Genomic DNA, 15,853 nt, shown 5'->3' on the forward strand with positions numbered 1-15,853 from the left:
CGCACGCCGCTGGAAGTCCTGAACGAGCACAAGCAACTCGGGCTGGCGGCGTAAACAACAGAAGTCAACGTGTCCGGAAAACACGGGGCACCTCACACCCACCCGCGACGTCGCCCAGGAACTCGCCCTGGCCTGGGGAGGACTCGCCGTCCCCGGCCGCGCCCCACAGTTCCGGCGGCTGATCGAGACGCGACTGGGACGCGAGGCCCACACGCACCTGACGCGAGCCGCCCTCATCCAAACGGGTGACGTGATCACCAAACACCGCGTCGTCTCCCCCATGGTCGCCTACGACTGGGCGCCCACCCTCGCCGCCGAGGACACGATCCTGCGACCGGGCCTGTGCGATACGCACGCCCAACTCGCCCTCTACGAAGACGACGTCAACCTGCCCTCCATCAGCGTCCACCTCCTCGGAACACCCGAGCGGCTCCGCGACACGCTCCTCGCACGCCCCCACCTGCTCCCGCACGAACGCACGGCCCTGGACACCGCCGGCGCCCTCCGCCAGGCCGCCGACCTGCACCGCGACCTGAGCACGCGCATCGAGCCCGGCCATGGCGTGGTCGTCGACATCGACGACCGAACCCCAGCCGAGATCACCGACACGGTGCTCGCCACTCTCGTCACCCTCAAACTCGTCCGCACACGGGCGCTGTAGCCGTGACGCACCTCCGCAGGCCACCGCCCGAGCCGCGGTGCCCGCTCGGGCACGTCTACGTCCGCGCGCGGATCACCCTCACAGCACCCGTCGGGGTACCGCGCGAGAAAGGCTCTTTCATTCCCGAGGGCAACCTGCGAAACGGACTGGTGACCATGCTCGCCGGATTCCCGCAATGGCACTCAGGACTTCAGGAGCCCCACGGCGGCGAGGAATGCGTGGCGATCGACAGGTGGAAGGACGACCCCCTCGACCCGACTCGACAGGCACCACCACCGGGCCCTCCGCGTCGGGGCCGGGGCGCGTGCGCGGTCACCGTCACGATCACCACCGCCGACGGCACTCACCTGGCGAACACCACCGGAACCGCGCGCGAATGCACCCTGCGCACCGACATGCACGCCCTGATCCTCGAACTCCCCGAATCGGCGCCCGGACTCGGCAGCCGATTCGGGTGAGGAACACCGCCTCTCCCAGGCGGCTCCTGCCTCCCCGTATCGATCGGACCCACCATGACCCTCCGCCCACGAACGCCCTCGCCGAACCTGCCCCCGCACCAAGTCTGCTTCGAGGCAGCGTTGATGATCCGCAACGGCTCCGGCGCGTGGCTGCACGCCCGAACGCCCTCGTCCGCACTCACCCTGGCCGTTCCGGCTCTGCCCGTGCCGGACACCACATCGCCCCTCGTCGTGGCCAACGACGTCGCCCACGCCTACCAACTCCCCCTGAAACGCGGCGTCCAGCCCGACGACCTCCGCCTCCTGGCCTGGTCCGAGACCCACCACCTCCTGATCTTCGAAGGCCACCTGACCGACTTCACCTCACCGACCTCTCCCGACGGTGCCCCCCGATGGGAATGGCGACGGCCCACCGATCCCCCCAACGCGACCCTGATCTGCGTCGACGAAGCGATCAACTCCCGCGTCCCGTACCTGCAACTGCCCTCCGGCCCGTACCGCCGAGCCGACGCGAGGACACCGTGAGCCCTTCGACCATCGATCGCGCGCTCGGCGACCCGACACACACCATGCTCGCCGCGGTGTACGCCCTCGCCGCACACCACGGCGTGCACATCGACCACGACCGGGCCGAAGACGTCACGACGCGACTCCTCCACACCGGCAGCCGGGCCCTGCACGCACCTGTCGACGCCCCGCCGCCTGCACACCGCCCCACCACCAAGAAGGGCCCGCAGTGACTGCGACCTACGATTTCGTCACCAGCAATTTCGAGAACAACGGCGGAGGCAACCCGGCGAAATGGCAGGCGGGGCACGAGTTCCTGGCGTCCCTGCGTGCGCACGTGATACTCCGCCAGGAAGTGTGGGACGCCCTCGACAACGACGGCGCCCTGGCCAAGCGCGCCGAAGCCGTACTCGGCATGCGCGGGTGGGTAGGCGCCGGCAGTGCCACCGCCCTGTACGTGGACCCGAAGGTGTTCGCCTCGGACAAAGGCTGGGACGAGCAAGGATGGCAACTGGCGCCCACGGCACGGAAGCTGCGCCTGCGCGAGGCCGGAGTGGACGCGCTGCCGATCGTGGCCGTCTCCCACCACCTCGTCTACTCCTCGGTCACGGCCCGAGCGATCGAGGCCGAGCAACTGACCCGCTTCCTGGACAAGAACGGCGCCACCAAGGGCAGGAAGACCGTCAAGTTGCCCACCATCCTGGGAGGCGACCGAAACAGCTATCGCGTCCCCGGCCGAGGCGAGCCGCCGCTGCCTCCCGTCGACTCCATCACCGACCTGCCGCATCGAACGCACCGTTCCCGCCCCGGCCCCGGAGGAGTGCGGATCCTCGACACGTATCCCGACCAGGTGATGCACGCAGCCGGAGTCGAGGACGCCGCCCGCCACGTCGCCCGCGCCTTCGGCCGCGCGTCGGCACTGGCACCGACGGTCGTGCGCAAACCTTCACAAGGTCCGGCCACCGCAGTCGACGGATTCTGGATGTCCACGACGCTCCTGCCCGCCCTGGTGGACCTCGACGTGATCGACATGAGCGGCCTCTCGGACCACCACGCCGTCCGCGCCCGCTTCGACCGCGCCATCCTGATGGACATCCTGCGCGGCGCGAGCCCCGCTCACCGAGCGATGCCGGACCACAACCCGAACCGGACGCAGGGCGGTACGCCGTGACGCTCGCCCGGCCGAAGAAGCCGGTCCACGGCATCGACGTGTCCATCGCCTCGGACGCGCGGATCTACGCCTGGCTTCTGGGCGGCACCGTGACCTCCTCCATGTCGCAGCCCATCGCGTCCGGTTCGGCCGGACTGCCGGCGGTGATGGCCGTTCCTCATCGGCGGTGCATCATCCCCTGAGGAGTGTGCCAAGCAACTGGATCGTGTCGTCCTCCATTTCGCAGCCCATCTCGTCCAAGAGGTTGTTGAGACGGGCCACGTAGGCGTCGAGTTCGTCGTGGCCGCCCGAGACGTGCACGGCCCGGAACATCAGCCGGTACAGCAGCTCCGATTCGGGGCAGACCTCCAGGCCCTTCCCGAGCGCGAGCTTTGCCGCGCGCACGTCTCCGGCAGTGAGGTGCAGTTCGCCCAACCGGGCCGCCACGTCGACGATGGACGAGATCATTTCCTGGCGCAGGTACTCGGCCCATATGTAGCGTCGCGGGCTCGTTCCACCGAACGGGGCGCCGCGCACCAAGGCCAGAGCCTGGGTCAGCTCGGACGTGCCCTGGGCGCCCAGGCGCAGGCCGCGTCGAGCCAGGCGCTGGAATTCGTTCCAGTCGCACGTGACGCCGGGTCCGAGGCGGTACCCCGTGTCGCCGATCATCGGCAGGTAGGGAGCACCGTCGGGGTTCGTCCCGAGCCAGCGTCGGAGTTTGCTCGTGGCGGTGTGTCGGTTGGCCGGGGTCGTGCTGTCCGGCCACATGGCGGCGTCCACGTCGGCATGGGACATGCCGGGTTTGAGCACGAGGAGTGCCGCGAATTCGGTGAGGCGGGCGCGCTTGCTGGTCTCTGCGGGATTCCCGACGCCGGTGATTCCGACCGGGCCCAGGACGAGGACCTTTGGTCCCGGGTCGACAACGTCGGGATCGTGTGAACCGGACCGGGTCGGCCCGGGCTCGGCGGCCTTGGACTCCTGTCCGGACTCGGGCGTGGAGCCGTGCCCGAAGGCGTCGTTCGAGTGTTGTGGCTCGTTGCGTTCGGAGGAGAGCCCGGCCGTCGGCTCGGCGTCGGAACCGATGGCGGCGGGTGGAGCGTGGCCGGTGGTGTGTGTCGAATCGGGGCGCGGGGCTGCGGTCGCCGCGTGGCCGGGGACCGGTCCGTCGTCCTGCGGGATGTTCGCGGGGGCGGGGGCGTCTTCGGCTGCGCCGCCTGTGTCTGCCGAATCCCCCTCGGTGATCGATGCGGCCGTGGTGGTCGTGACGACGTCGAGCAGCGCGGCGTGGGTCGCGTCGGCCATGCGGTGGATCGTGACCTGGCCGGCCACGCCCTGCAGTTCGCTCGTGCCCCCCGTGGTGGAGAGGGAGTGCCAGTGCGCCGGCAGCTCGACCCCGTCGGCGACGGGAGCGACGACGGCCCACGCGGCTCGGGGCCGCTCGGCCTCCAACCTCGCGAGGGTGGCGACGGCTTCGGCGTCGAGTGGCTCGACGGAGAGAACGATCGAGGGCGGCCACGTGTCGGGTGCCGCGTAGAGGGTGCGTCCTGCCCGGGCGGAGTCGAGCGCTTCGTGGGCGAGGATCGGGGCGCAGGCCCGCTGCCAGGTCGTCAGAGCCTGCAGGGCGTCCGGGAGGGTCGACTCGGTGAGCTGAGGATGCTGTTGCGGTTCGAAGCCCTCGATGTCGGTGAGTCCGACGACGGTGATTGACCGGTCCTCGCCCCACGCGGCGGTGAGCAGGGCGACGGCGAGGGCGCGCATGACTTCGCGGTGGTCCTGGGTCGTGCCCTGGGCAAGGGTGGTCACCGCGCAGGATTCGAGGTCCAGGAGGACCTCGCCCGTGGGGCTGTCCGCGATGGGGGCAAGGGCTGGGCAAGGGGCGGGCAAGTCCCCGGCTTCGGCGGCGGAGAGCAGGGTCGCGGTGCGCGGGCACGTCCATCGGCGTCCGGCGTCGTCGCTGGTCGCGAACGGTGCGATGGCGGGCTCGGGGGTGCTCAGGTGCAGTTCGATGCCCGTGCCGGTGAGGAGCACGGCGGTGAAGTCGGGCATCGGTCGGCCGGCGTCCGCGAGTCGCGTGGCGAGGGTGCGCAGGGCGCGGTCGAGGAAGGCCGCGTCGTCGGGTTTCTCCCCGCTGCGGAGTCGCTGTTCGTACGCGGCGGTCGGGAGCTTGGGCAAGGCGATACGTTGCTGTGCCTTGCGGACGCGGTGTTGGTGGCGTCGGCGTACGGCGATGGCGGCGACCAGGCCGGCGCCGGTGACAGCGCCCAGGCCGAGCGTGGCGGGCAGCATCACGGAGGTTCCCCGGTCGCTTTCGCCGTGTGCGTGGGGCGTGGCCGTGGGGGCGGGCGGTGCGGGTGGCGTCGTGGTCGTCGGTTCCGGTACCGCGGTGGCGTCGACGAGCAGGGGCGCCGGGTCGCGGTCCGGCGTCGAGGGTTCGGCCGGAGTGTCCGTCCCCGTGTCGGGCGCGGGCGGCGGGCCGGGAGGTGCCACCTCGGCGGGCGGCTCGTCGGTGGCCGGGGTGCCGGTCGGGAGCGCGAGCGTCCAGCCGGGACGGATCTCGTCCGGGTCGGTGAGTCGCAGACCGTCGGGCTGGACCAGGTGCCGGCTGGCCTCGACGATGTCGGGATAGCGGTCGGCGTCGCCCAGTTCACGCTCGGCGATCTCCGAAAGGGTGTCCCCTGCCACGACGGTCACGGTGTGGGCACCGGGCATGTCGCGCGTCGCCGAGACCACCGAGGCGCCGGAGCCGTGGGACGTGGTGTCGACGTTTTGGACGGGTGCTGCGGGGGCGCGCGAGTCCGCGGGAAGGCGAAGCTGCCATCCGACGCGGATGGCTCGGTTCGCGTCGAACTGCTGACCGTCGGGCATCCGGCGTTCGGCGTTGAGTTCGGCGATCTCCGCCCACCGGGTGCCGTCGCCCAGGTGGTCCTCGGCGATCGACCACAGTGTCTCCCCGGGGGAGATCGTGTGCGTGGGCCCCGTGAAGGCCGCTGCGCGTTGAACGGCCGGCGTCGGCTGTTGCCCGTCCCCGGCCCGGATCGGCGCCGAGATGCTCTCGGGCGCCGCGGAGGCGTTGACGGCGCCCGCTGCCCCGACCGAGGCGGTCAGCGCGATGCCGCTGAGGAGGACCGCAACCACGTTCTGGCTCCAGCCCAGGCCGCGCACGCGGCGGCGCCTGGGGCGCCCGCGCACGGCGGCGGGAACTTCGAGCGTCACGGACGCGACGACCATGCCCCAGCAGACCCACCCGGCGGCGAGCAGCACGGCGTACGCCACACCGCCGCCGTCGTCGGGACGCAGGAGCAGGTCGAGGGACACCTCGTCCCACCCGGGGATGTACTCGCCCAGCGCCGTCCCGATCGCGAGCAGCACGAAGGGCGTTCCCACCGTGAGGCCGAGCAGGGCGAGGGCGCACAGGAGCGCGCGAACGCCGCGCGCCAGGACTCGGATCGCTCTCATGACTGCACTCCTGGGCGGACGAGGGTGGCACGGGCCGTGCCGGTGACGGTCGGGTGGAGGCCGACGGTTCCGGAGAAGACCGGCCGGTACGCCATGGTCACGGTGACGGAGATGGTGCGGCCGTCGGGGGACACGGTCGCGGTGCCCGACGCCCCGGCCGCCGAGAGGTAGGAGGCGACGGCGGCCGTGGCTGCGTCGGGCGACACCACAACGGTGCCGTCGGCGACGACCCGCCCCGCATCGATCTCCTGTGCGGCGCTGCGGGCAGCCTCCGCCGCGAGGGTGTCCGCGCGTTGGGCCGCGCGCAGTCGGCCGCCGCCGTCGACGACCAGGCCGATCAGCAGGATCAGGGCCACGGCGATGCCGGCGACGAACACGCTCACCGCGCCGTCGTCTCCTTGGACCGCTTTCATCGGTCGCCCGATGCGCCTACGGTTCTTCATGCTTGCCCACGGTGGGTCGGGGTGCCTGCCGAGGGCGCCGGGCCCAGGCTTCGGTCGCGGTATTTGTCCACCGGGCTGACCACGGTCGCCTGCATCGTTTTCGAGCCCGGCATGCCGGGCACGGCGGCGTCGGCGAGCGCAACGGTGCAGCGCACCGTGGCCCGGACTCGGGCCGGTCCGGTGGGTGGGGCGAACTCGCGGGTGTCGAGGTTCACGGACACCGAGGCACATGACAGGCCGTGCTGTTCGAGGGTGCGTCGGGCGGCCGAGTCCGCCCGCGAGGTGGCGTCGTAGGGGTCGCGGGCGAGGGATGCCTCGCGTGCCGCGGCCTTGGCTGCGGCGTCGACGGCGCCGCCCGCCATCGTGATGCGCCCGCCGGCGATCATGACCGCGACCACGAGCGCGAGCACGGGAATGAGGATCGCCGTCTCCAGTGCCACGGAGCCCTGGTCCCCGCGTGGCACGACGAGTCGCCTCATCCCCGTCCTCTCGTCTGTCTGGACATCAGTCAGTCGCCCGGTCGGGTCACGCGTTCGCGGGGGGCTTCGGCGTGCTGCGTGATGCGGATACCGCGTACCCCGGGCAGGATCGACAGGCTGAACCCGGAGACCTCGACCCGGACGCGTTCCGCCGTGCTGCCCGCGGTGTCGACGCGGACGTCGCTCAGGAGGTCCCCCCCGAGGGTTCGGGCCGCCTCGCCAGCGCGGTCGGAGGCGCCCGAGGGGCCTTCGCCCTGGTAGAGACGGCCCTGCTCCACTCCCTCGCGGGCGGCGGCCAGGGCCGCTTCGCGGGCATACCACCACAGGGCGCCTTGGACGACGGTGAGGGTGAGGACCAAGACCGTGGGGATCAGGATCGCCAGTTCCAACGAAACCGAGCCGCAGTCGCGGTCGTTGTCGGCGTGGTCAGTGTGTCGCCGGCGGATGCGGGACACGCTCAGGTGATGCTCTCGATCGCGGCGATCTTGACGCCCAACAGCTTGACCACAGCCGCGCCCAGGAGCACGACGACGGCCAGGATCACGGCGGCCAGGATCGCGTATTCGAGGCTGACCGAGCCGGCATCCCCCTCGCCGCGCTCTTTGACGCGGCGGTACCGGCGGCGTGCGGCGCCGGCCAGCGCGAGGGGCAGGGCGGCGGACGCGGTCCCGGCCAGGGCCCTCAGCGCCTTGTTCTTCGACACGTCTTCTCCTCTTCGTTGTTCCGGGTGGGGTCGTGGGGTCAGGACGTCGTGACGATCCGAGCCATCGCCGGGAGGCTGATGAACAGCACCATCAGCAGGACCAGAAAGGTGCCGGGCACCACCAGGCGCTCGCTGTCGGTGTTTGCCGCGTCCTTTTGCACCGCGAGGAGCTCAGTACGCAGACTCGCCGCCCGAGCCCGCAGCGTGCCGTAGACGGCCGCCCCTTCGGTGCCGGCCAACTCGACGATGTCGGCGACGTCCGCCAATTCGGGCAGTGCCAGGTCCGTGGAGAGGTCCTTCAATCCGATCCACGGTGCGACGCCGCGTGCCCGGGCTCGCTCCAGCGCGTCCTGGATGCGCCCGAACGCCCAGCCGTTGCCGACCAGCGCCGCCCGCTCAAGGGCCTCCGACGGGCCCGCGTCACCCGCGCGCTCCAACGCGACCAAGTCCAGATAGGCGGTCGTCGCGTGGCGAAACTCGACCCTGGCGGCTGCGGCGCGCGTGCGGACCTCTTGGTTCGGAATCAACCACAGCCCCACCGCCAGAAGGACGCTGAGCAGCAGGGGCACGGTGAACGGCAGCGTGATCCCGAGCAGCGCGCATGCCGCGCTGAGGATGATCGGCAGTACGAACCCGCCTGCACCCGCCAGGAGTTTGCGCCGCACATGCTCGGCCGGGGTCTGTCCGATCAGCGCCAGGTCGCGCTCGGGGATCCGCACGGCCCGGATCTCGCGGACCACGCCCACGAGCCGATCGACGGGCGTCGCCCGTGCGGGAGGAGCCGCGGGCACAGTCGTCGCTCGGGCGCGCGGTTCGAGACGCCGCAGAGCGGCGTGCAGGTCGGGAGGAGCCGGCCACACCTCGCGCGCCAGCAGCGCCAGTCCCACCCCGACACCCGCGCCCGGCATCAGGAACCATGTGCTGATCATGTGGACACCCCCTTCGTCGGCACCGTGCCGGTCGGCGACGTGTCGACTACCGCGCTGCGTGGGTCGGGGACCAGGAAGCGAGGGCTGGCCTTGTAGGAGGTGATCGACCGCATCCAGATCAAAACGCCGATGAATCCGGCCGCCAGGAGGGCCAGGGCGACTTGGCCCAGCGCTGTCGAATAGGCCGAGGAATAGTCCGTGTTCAGGCCCATGAGCAGGCCCATGACCAAGATGATGTAGGTGATCCACCGCACGGCGGCCCGGCTGGACGCGCGGTCCGCCTCGATCCCGCGACGCTGGCGGACTTCCTCGCGCACCGTCGATGAGAAGTCTTTGAGCGCCAGGGCCAGTCCCGGGCCGCGGTCCTTCGCGCGCAGGATGAGCGCGGCGGCGATCTTGTCCGCGGTCGCGTCCGCGAAGGCGTCGGCGAACGCGCGCAGGGCATCGTCGGGTTGCCAGCGGGCCTGCAGGCGCGCCACGAGGTCGGCGACCTCGGGCTCGATCGCGGCCGGGCACGTCGCGCGGCTGGTGATGATCGCCGTCTCGAGTCCCGCTCCCAGCTCGACCAGGTCGGCGAGCCGTCGGGTCCAGTCCGCGAGCGCGTCCAGGCGGTCGATGCCGGTGAGGTCGCTGCGGGTGGGAGCCATCAGCCAGGGCCAGCCCAGCACGGCGAGCACGACCAGCGGCAGCGCCAAGACCCATCCCGTCAGGAACCACGCCGCAATCCCGACGACGACCGCGACGGTGCGACGGATACGCAGCGCACGGCGGGCGGCGTGGCTCACCGGCGGGCGGAACCTGCGGACGCGGCCGGGACGTTCCACCGGCACCCGTCCGTGCACGCCCACGGCAACGCCGATCAGTCCCAGCGCCACCCCACCGGAGCACACGCCGACGACCAGTACATCGCCCGCCACGTCAGCCCACCGCCCGGTGACGCAAGGGCAGCGGCCCCCACTGCGCGCCCTCGGTGAGGGAACGCGGATCCAGACCAGCCAGTTCGAGGTCGTCGAGGTCGGTCGGCACGGTACGGAACTGCGCGCGCGGATCCCGCGGGGTCGGGCCAAACACGACGTTGGCGGTCGGCAGGCCGTGCTCGCCGAGCCCGGCCATCTGCAGCACGTGCGTCACGAACCGGTGGCGTTTGCCCCCGCGGTGAGTCTCGTCGATCAGCCGGACGAAAACGACGTAATTGATCGCGTTGGCGGCCAGGCGGTAGGCGAGCCGGTCCGTCATGTGCGCGCCGTATTCGAGGCACAGTTCGGCGATGCGGTCCCAGACCATCTGGGGCTCGCGCACGTGGAGGGTGCACATCGAGCCGCCCTCGCCGTTGGTCATCACCCGCAGCATGGGCACGATCTCGCTGGACCGAACCTCGCCGACGATCATGCGGGACAGCGACATCCGCAATGCGGACGGGATCAGGTCACCGATGGTGATCTCACCTGCGGACCGGCCGTCCGCGCCTCTCTCGCCGTTGCCCTCCCGGGCCTCGAAAGGCACACACTGTTGCAAATGTCCCAACTCGTGGAGAAACAGCTCCAGTTCGGACTCGAAGGTCGCGACCCGCTCGTCCTCCGGTATCTCGTGTGACATGGCCCGCAGGAGGGAGGTCTTCCCGACCCCCTGCGTGCCGCAGATGATGACGTTCTTCTTCGCGCGCACGAGTGCGGCCAGGAATCCGGCCAGGACGGGGTCCAGGGTGCCCATCTCGACCAGGTCCTGCAGGCGCACGCTGCGCACGCGGTGCCGGCGGATGGTGACGTAGGTGCGCGGCGTAACTTCCGCGACCGCCTGCAGGCGCGACCCGTCCGGCAGACGAAGCGCCAGCGTCGGCGACGACGTCGACAGCGTGCGCTCCCCGCCGCCGTGCCGCCGGGCCAGCTCGCGCAGCAGCTCCCGCAACTCCTCGTCGGTGTCCGTCAGGGCGGGAACCCTCCGGCGCGGTTTGGAGGCGTAGTCGATCCAGACGTGCTCGTGGCCGTTGATCATGATGTTCTCGACGTCCGTATCGGCCAGGTAGGGCTCCAACGGGCCGGCCCTGAACAGCCAATTGAAGAGCGCTTCCGCGTATGCCGTGTCCTCGGCCGTGGTGGTGGCCACGCCACGCTCGCGGGCGGTCACGTCGGCCCACTCGGCAACGATCTGGGCGACCACCGCGCGACCCCGCTGCTCCCGGTCCGCCTCGCTCAACCCCGGCTGCTCGCGCTCGCGGTCCAACAGGCGGTCCGCGGCCAATTTGCGCAGTGCCCGCACCACCGTCAGATCGACGATGGCCTGCGGTGCGTCACCGAGGCCCGTCGGGGCGGACGCCGTGCCGGCAGCAGCCATCCACGCGGATATACCGGATGCCGTCGGTAACGGCGTTCGCGGTCGCGCCTCGGGCGCTGGCACGTCGGGAATGGGCCTGGAGTTGATCGGTCTGGCGTTACCCAGCATGGGCTGCCCCCTGGAGCGTCTCGGTCGGGGGGCGTCTCGGTGCAGCCAGCCGCACCCGGCGCGTCCGTGCCCGCACGAGCACCTCCTCCGCCGACGCCCTCATGGCGGACATCCACGGGGAGCGCATGAACTTCTTGTCCGCGTCGCCCTGGCCGTCGGAGAGGACCTGCGCGCTCCTGGTGTCGTGCGGCAACACGGCCAACACCGGCGCGCCGAGCGCTGCGGACACCTCGCTTGCCGGGTAGGGGCCCTCGGTGATCACAGCCACCCCGAGCGCGTCCGAGCCGACGCCCTGCTCGTCCAGGACCCGCCGCAGTGCGGTGATCCTGGTCTGGGCCGCGCTGATGGATCTCAGCGTGGAACGCACCACCACCAGGACCACGTCGGCGCGTCTCGCCAGCACTCCCGAACCGCCCAACGCGCCGTCCCGTCCGAGGTCGACAACGACGTCGTGGGGGATCTGCCCATGGTCGAGCGCCGCCAGCAGCGAGGCCAACGGCTCCCAGGCGTGGGTCAGGGACGGCGCCTGCTCCGGCGAGGCCAGGCCCGGCAGGACCAGCCGCTCCTGGTCACCGTCGGACAGGTCGATCAGTTGGCGAAAGAAAAAGTCCAGCAACTGGCCCTGCCGATGGGCCAGTCCAAGCTGGTGCAAGCCCCACTCGGCCGTGACCCGACCGCCCAGCGCGCCCGCCAGAACAGCCCCGCCTGCGGGATCGGCCTCGACCATCACCACCCGCCGCCCGGTGGGCACAGGCCAGGCAAGGGTCAGGCCAAGGGCCGTCGTGGTCGCGCCCGGGGCGCCGGCGCCGCCGACCACGGCCACCATCGTCATCGCCCGACCCCCTGACGAGCCACGACGCCGAGACGTTCCGTGTAGGCACGAGCAGCCAGCAGTCCACCATCCGCCGCGGAAACGGCAACCTCGATCACGGTCTTGCCGGACCGCTCGTCACGGCGTCCAACCACGACCACCGTCGCCTCGATCTGAGGCGGCGTCACTGCGGTAACGTCCCCGCCTTTCGGCGGAGTCGAGACCAGGGCAATGTGCTGCCCGGGGGTGAGCGCGCGTACCGGCATCTGCTCCGGGGCCAGAGCCACACCGACGGTCACCTGCCCCGACTGCAGGACGGGACCGTCCGTGACCTGCTCCAGGGTGATCAAGGTGCCCAGCCGCAGATCACCGGCCGCCCGCTTGCCCACGACCTTGGAGCGGTCCTTGGCCGACACCGCACTGAGCCCCTTCGTCGGTGTCCACCGCACCTCCCGCAGGTCGTCCGCGTCGATCGTGTCGCCACCGAGAACCGGCTTGGCGAGCGCAAGAACCGACTCGGTGTCATCGCTGCGAGCGAACGCGGCGGCCCCACCGGTCGCGCAGACGACCACAAGCAGCACCGATGTAACGATCAACGCCGGCCGCCGGCGTCGCGTCCTGAGACCTTTCGGCGGCGTCAGAGCGGCCGTCGTCCCAGCGGATTCGGCAGCATCATCAGCCCGTGCGCGCGCGCCGTTCTTCGTCCCTAACTTCAACCCGCGAACCCCTCACCAATCACCGAAGCAGCAATTTCTAACACCTGCGCGGCTTAGTCGGCACGCATCGTACAGTTCTGGTCACAGAAGCGCATTGCCGAGGGCTCCATAGGCTCTGCACCATTGACGGGTAAGGGTGAAAATGATTACGAGACGTCCTTTCTCTACTTTTCGCCAAAAAGGTACTTTCAGTGAGCGCGCTGCCAGTGGCGTTCTGGTCGCTCTCGTTACGTTCGGGAGCTTGGCCGGGTGCTCAAAGAGTGGCAAAGAGAACAAGGCTCAGACGCCCTCACCGTCGCCCCCGACCGCTTCGGCAACAGTGGCCAGCCCCTCACCCGAGACACAGGTCCGGGCAGATGTGTTGGTCGTCTATCGCCGCGCCGAAGAGCTTTTCGAGAGCGTCCAGAAGAAAGGGCGCATCGACGAGGAGGACGTCACCAACACGCTGACGGGCAGGGCCCGCGGCCTGTGGGCGGCTTCAGGGCTCAAGTACCAGCAACAGGGGGATTCGACTCGACGGCGTGATCACTCGCGCTCCGGAAATTTCCGCTCTCGACCTGAGCGGCAACCCACCAACGGCCACAGTCGTGGATTGCATTGACGTCTCGGCGGCCAGGGTCATCGATGCCAAGACCGGAGTGCAGAAGAAGGCTGTCGAGGGACAAGCGCCCCGCTACTTCCAGACGACCTCGCTTATCCAAGAGAACGGTCGATGGCTGGTCACCGACGTCGTCCCCGAACGCGGTCGCACATGCTGACACGGTTGATCGGTCGCGCAACCGCGACAGTCGCAGCAGCCGCCTTGATCGCCCTTGCCATGCCCTCACCCGCTGCGCAGGCCGACAGCGAGGATTGCGCCAAGGAATTCATCTGCATTGACGACGGAGACGCAAAGCGCGACCCGCCGCAGACGGGTGGGAGCGGGGGCTCCACTCCCGGCTGCACGTTCAACGGCGTTCAGATCCCGTGCGAACTCGAAGGCAACGGCCAGTTCGACTCGTCCCTCGGGTGCTACCGCACCCCGGTGAATCCGCAACCTCCGCCCGAGGACCAGAGATGGTGGGATGGCACCGTCCAGCGAACACCCGAGGAGGGCGCTGTCTACGCCGTGTTCTGCCTGGGAGATGGATCCAACGTCCAACGCTTCCTGCCCATTTCGCTGGCCCAGGGACTAACAGCAGAAGAGTTGGCCAGGCGCGCAATGTCCAAGGTCAGATTGCTGCCTCCGGTCATGCACCTGACGCCCGGGCCCGGACGCACGACGCTCGTCTCGCTGCCCATGTGGCTGTGGACCTCGCCCACCCCCGAGACATGGGGTCCGAATTCCCAGACCGAATCGGACCGGGGCCTTTCCGTGACCTTGACCGCACGGGTCGATCGGATCGTCTGGGACATGGGTGACGGCGGCAGCCGCGAGTGCACCACCCCCGGCACGCCCTACTCCGCAGCCGCCGGAGCGAGTGCGAGCCCGGACTGCGGCTACGCCTATCAACGCGTATCCGAGCGCATGCCCGGCGGCGCCTACACGGTCACCGCCACCACCCACTGGACCGCGACCTGGACGTCGACCACGGGCCGCAGCGGCGCCTTCGGCGACATCACCCGCAGCGCCACCGTCGGCGACATCCGGGTCGGCGAACTCCAGGCCCTGAACAACTGATTCACCGGGCGGGGCGGTCGGGCGTGGCACCGTCACCCTCGGGTCTCCGCCACGGCAGATCGGCGACCCTCCGTCCTGGGCAAGTTTGCCCGGGATCTGCCCCTGCATCGCGTCCCGTTCACGCCGCTGCCAGCCGTCCAGCCGCCCTCCACGAGGGCGAAGATGTGGGCGAACGGCCGCCACCATCGTTCTGGTCATCCGCAGCAGAGGAGACCAACGATGGTGCGAACGACGACGGAACACGCAGGAAAGCGGCTGCGCTCGGGGGTGATCGGGCGCCTCAACGCCGAGTGGGACCAGCTCGACGAGAACCCCCGGGCGCACGAGGAATTGAGCGAGTGGGCACGCGAATTCCCTGTGCTCGGCGGGCACGCCTCGTTCGCGGCGCTGGAAGCGGACATCAGCACGGCGCCGGCGGTCCTGCAGAACGACCTTCTGATCGCGCTTCTGCGCCTCGCGAACCGGGGATCCGCGCTGGCCGCTCGGGCGCTGGTTCAGCAGATGCTGCCCTGCGCGGTACGACTGGCCGTGAACCGGCGGGCGCCGGGGCAGCAGCTCGACGATGCGGTCGGCGACGTCCTCGGCCATCTCTACGAGGTGATCCGCACGTACCCCTGTGATCGACGTACCGGTGCGGTGGCCGCGAACATCAGCCTCGACACCCTGAAATGCGTCGTCCGCGGTGGCGACCGGGGACGTCTGCGCGTCCCGGCCGCCGCCTCGCGTCCCGCCGACGAGGACCTGACCGTGGTGGACGCTCGGCTGGACGCGGGCCGGACGCTGGTCCGGGCGGTCCGCCTCGGCGTGATCGACCCGGACGACGAGGCACTGTCCGACTGGCACGGGTCCGGTGCCCACGAGGCGCCCACGCCTCGACAGGAACTCGTGGAGGTCCTTGTCCGCGCCGTGGACGACGACGTTCTGGGCATCGACGAGGCACGCATGTTGGCCCAGGACTACCGGGAGACCGGCGCCAGAGGAACGGAACTCGCCGCCGACCGCGGGGTGTCGTACAGCGCCCTGCGCAAACGCCACAGTCGGGCCCTGCGCCGCCTGCGCGGGGCCGTCAGTCCCGCACCCCGCTGAACGACAGTCCAGGACACCGACTCCCACATCCCGTCGCGCAATCGGCCCCGGACGCGAGCCGATTCGGGTCACAGAAACCCGGCGCACGGGGCCTACACCCGTGATCCTTCCGATCGGTTGGAACAGGCTGCCAAAAGTGGCCATGTGTGGGTGGACTTGAACAAACCGCTGCGCCATGGTGTTCGTCCGACCACGCCCAGTAGCGGGCGGCGGAACCAAGGGAGCGCGATCGAGTAGGCAGAACAAGGGCCCATCGCCACAGGCGGAGAGGGCAACGCGCCGGGGGGGGGGGGGGGGGGGAGGGAGGGAGGGGGGGGGGGGGGGGGGGAAAGAGAACATCTGAAACCCCCCACCC

The 15,853-nt window shown here is 70.4% G+C and carries 19 protein-coding genes; 9 read left to right on the top strand and 10 right to left on the bottom strand.

The genetic code is table 11. From position 1 onward, the window contains the following. Positions 1 to 250: 250 nt before the first annotated feature. The 6 genes from ACZ4FV_RS48985 (at position 251) to ACZ4FV_RS49010 (ending at position 2,979) form a co-directional block, all read left to right on the top strand. Positions 251 to 661 carry a hypothetical protein gene (locus ACZ4FV_RS48985; RefSeq protein WP_465327742.1) on the top strand — a complete coding sequence of 137 codons (411 nt, stop codon included), beginning with the start codon at positions 251 to 253 and terminating at the stop codon, positions 659 to 661. A 218-nt stretch (positions 662 to 879) separates the two neighbouring features. Continuing rightward, positions 880 to 1,119, top strand: coding sequence for a hypothetical protein (locus ACZ4FV_RS48990; protein WP_465327744.1), 240 nt, complete (start codon positions 880 to 882; stop codon positions 1,117 to 1,119). Positions 1,120 to 1,173: 54 nt separating this feature from the next. Next, the gene (locus ACZ4FV_RS48995; protein WP_465327746.1) at positions 1,174 to 1,644 is read left to right on the top strand and encodes a hypothetical protein; all 471 of its coding nucleotides are present in this window, start codon (positions 1,174 to 1,176) and stop codon (positions 1,642 to 1,644) included. Then, positions 1,641 to 1,859, top strand: coding sequence for a hypothetical protein (locus tag ACZ4FV_RS49000; RefSeq protein WP_465327748.1), 219 nt, complete (start codon positions 1,641 to 1,643; stop codon positions 1,857 to 1,859). The genes ACZ4FV_RS48995 and ACZ4FV_RS49000 overlap by 4 nt, the downstream gene beginning before the upstream one ends. Next, entirely contained in the window at positions 1,856 to 2,797 is a 942-nt protein-coding gene (locus tag ACZ4FV_RS49005; RefSeq protein WP_465327750.1) for an endonuclease/exonuclease/phosphatase family protein, read from the top strand. Before ACZ4FV_RS49000 ends, ACZ4FV_RS49005 begins: the two co-directional genes overlap by 4 nt. Continuing rightward, the gene (locus ACZ4FV_RS49010; protein ID WP_465327752.1) at positions 2,794 to 2,979 is read left to right on the top strand and encodes a hypothetical protein; all 186 of its coding nucleotides are present in this window, start codon (positions 2,794 to 2,796) and stop codon (positions 2,977 to 2,979) included. Before ACZ4FV_RS49005 ends, ACZ4FV_RS49010 begins: the two co-directional genes overlap by 4 nt. On the opposite strand, the gene ACZ4FV_RS49015 is transcribed toward ACZ4FV_RS49010, so the two are convergent. The 10 genes from ACZ4FV_RS49015 to ACZ4FV_RS49060 form a co-directional block, all read right to left on the bottom strand. Further along, positions 2,969 to 6,232, bottom strand: coding sequence for a LysM peptidoglycan-binding domain-containing protein (locus tag ACZ4FV_RS49015; protein WP_465327754.1), 3,264 nt, complete (start codon positions 6,230 to 6,232; stop codon positions 2,969 to 2,971). The two genes, ACZ4FV_RS49010 and ACZ4FV_RS49015, sit on opposite strands and share 11 nt — an antisense overlap. After that, entirely contained in the window at positions 6,229 to 6,615 is a 387-nt protein-coding gene (locus ACZ4FV_RS49020; protein WP_465327756.1) for a pilus assembly protein TadG-related protein, read from the bottom strand. The genes ACZ4FV_RS49015 and ACZ4FV_RS49020 overlap by 4 nt, the downstream gene beginning before the upstream one ends. A gap of 56 nt (positions 6,616 to 6,671) precedes the next feature. Beyond that, positions 6,672 to 7,154, bottom strand: a complete 483-nt coding sequence (locus tag ACZ4FV_RS49025) for a TadE/TadG family type IV pilus assembly protein (RefSeq protein ID WP_465327758.1) — start codon at positions 7,152 to 7,154, stop codon at positions 6,672 to 6,674. A gap of 29 nt (positions 7,155 to 7,183) precedes the next feature. Continuing rightward, positions 7,184 to 7,609, bottom strand: coding sequence for a TadE/TadG family type IV pilus assembly protein (locus ACZ4FV_RS49030; RefSeq protein WP_465327760.1), 426 nt, complete (start codon positions 7,607 to 7,609; stop codon positions 7,184 to 7,186). Between the two features lie 2 nt (positions 7,610 to 7,611). Continuing rightward, positions 7,612 to 7,857, bottom strand: coding sequence for a hypothetical protein (locus ACZ4FV_RS49035; protein ID WP_465327762.1), 246 nt, complete (start codon positions 7,855 to 7,857; stop codon positions 7,612 to 7,614). A 38-nt stretch (positions 7,858 to 7,895) separates the two neighbouring features. Continuing rightward, a complete protein-coding gene (locus ACZ4FV_RS49040; RefSeq protein WP_465327764.1) occupies positions 7,896 to 8,786 on the bottom strand; it encodes a hypothetical protein in 891 nt (296 codons plus the stop codon). Further along, positions 8,783 to 9,703: a type II secretion system F family protein gene (locus ACZ4FV_RS49045; RefSeq protein ID WP_465327766.1), complete on the bottom strand. Its 921-nt coding sequence runs from the start codon at positions 9,701 to 9,703 to the stop codon at positions 8,783 to 8,785. The genes ACZ4FV_RS49040 and ACZ4FV_RS49045 overlap by 4 nt, the downstream gene beginning before the upstream one ends. Position 9,704: 1 nt before the next feature. Continuing rightward, entirely contained in the window at positions 9,705 to 11,117 is a 1,413-nt protein-coding gene (locus ACZ4FV_RS49050; protein WP_465327768.1) for a CpaF family protein, read from the bottom strand. A 97-nt stretch (positions 11,118 to 11,214) separates the two neighbouring features. Next, positions 11,215 to 12,057: a hypothetical protein gene (locus ACZ4FV_RS49055; RefSeq protein ID WP_465327770.1), complete on the bottom strand. Its 843-nt coding sequence runs from the start codon at positions 12,055 to 12,057 to the stop codon at positions 11,215 to 11,217. Further along, positions 12,054 to 12,752, bottom strand: a complete 699-nt coding sequence (locus tag ACZ4FV_RS49060; RefSeq protein ID WP_465327772.1) for an SAF domain-containing protein — start codon at positions 12,750 to 12,752, stop codon at positions 12,054 to 12,056. The genes ACZ4FV_RS49055 and ACZ4FV_RS49060 overlap by 4 nt, the downstream gene beginning before the upstream one ends. A gap of 521 nt (positions 12,753 to 13,273) precedes the next feature. On the opposite strand from ACZ4FV_RS49060, the gene ACZ4FV_RS49065 reads away from it, so the two are divergent. The 3 genes from ACZ4FV_RS49065 (at position 13,274) to ACZ4FV_RS49075 (ending at position 15,498) form a co-directional block, all read left to right on the top strand. After that, positions 13,274 to 13,510, top strand: coding sequence for a hypothetical protein (locus ACZ4FV_RS49065; RefSeq protein WP_465327774.1), 237 nt, complete (start codon positions 13,274 to 13,276; stop codon positions 13,508 to 13,510). A gap of 59 nt (positions 13,511 to 13,569) precedes the next feature. Beyond that, a complete protein-coding gene (locus tag ACZ4FV_RS49070; protein WP_465327775.1) occupies positions 13,570 to 14,412 on the top strand; it encodes a hypothetical protein in 843 nt (280 codons plus the stop codon). 219 nt (positions 14,413 to 14,631) lie between these two features. Next, on the top strand, positions 14,632 to 15,498 hold the full coding sequence (locus tag ACZ4FV_RS49075) for a hypothetical protein (RefSeq protein ID WP_465327777.1): 867 nt from the start codon (positions 14,632 to 14,634) through the stop codon (positions 15,496 to 15,498). The last annotated feature ends 355 nt before the right edge of the window (positions 15,499 to 15,853 follow it).

This window comes from Embleya sp. NPDC025285, assembly GCF_055558835.1.

Bases quoted from the DNA above. Each gene is read 5' to 3' on its own strand.
- ACZ4FV_RS48995 (WP_465327746.1), top strand. From the start codon at position 1,174: ATGACCCTCCGCCCACGAACGCCCTCGCCGAACCTGCCCCCGCACCAA.
- ACZ4FV_RS49015 (WP_465327754.1), bottom strand. From the start codon at position 6,232: ATGAGAGCGATCCGAGTCCTGGCGCGCGGCGTTCGCGCGCTCCTGTGC.
- ACZ4FV_RS49025 (WP_465327758.1), bottom strand. From the start codon at position 7,154: ATGAGGCGACTCGTCGTGCCACGCGGGGACCAGGGCTCCGTGGCACTG.
- ACZ4FV_RS49040 (WP_465327764.1), bottom strand. From the start codon at position 8,786: ATGATCAGCACATGGTTCCTGATGCCGGGCGCGGGTGTCGGGGTGGGA.
- ACZ4FV_RS49050 (WP_465327768.1), bottom strand. From the start codon at position 11,117: ATGGCTGCTGCCGGCACGGCGTCCGCCCCGACGGGCCTCGGTGACGCA.
- ACZ4FV_RS49055 (WP_465327770.1), bottom strand. From the start codon at position 12,057: ATGACGATGGTGGCCGTGGTCGGCGGCGCCGGCGCCCCGGGCGCGACC.
- ACZ4FV_RS49070 (WP_465327775.1), top strand. From the start codon at position 13,570: ATGCCCTCACCCGCTGCGCAGGCCGACAGCGAGGATTGCGCCAAGGAA.
- ACZ4FV_RS49075 (WP_465327777.1), top strand. From the start codon at position 14,632: ATGGTGCGAACGACGACGGAACACGCAGGAAAGCGGCTGCGCTCGGGG.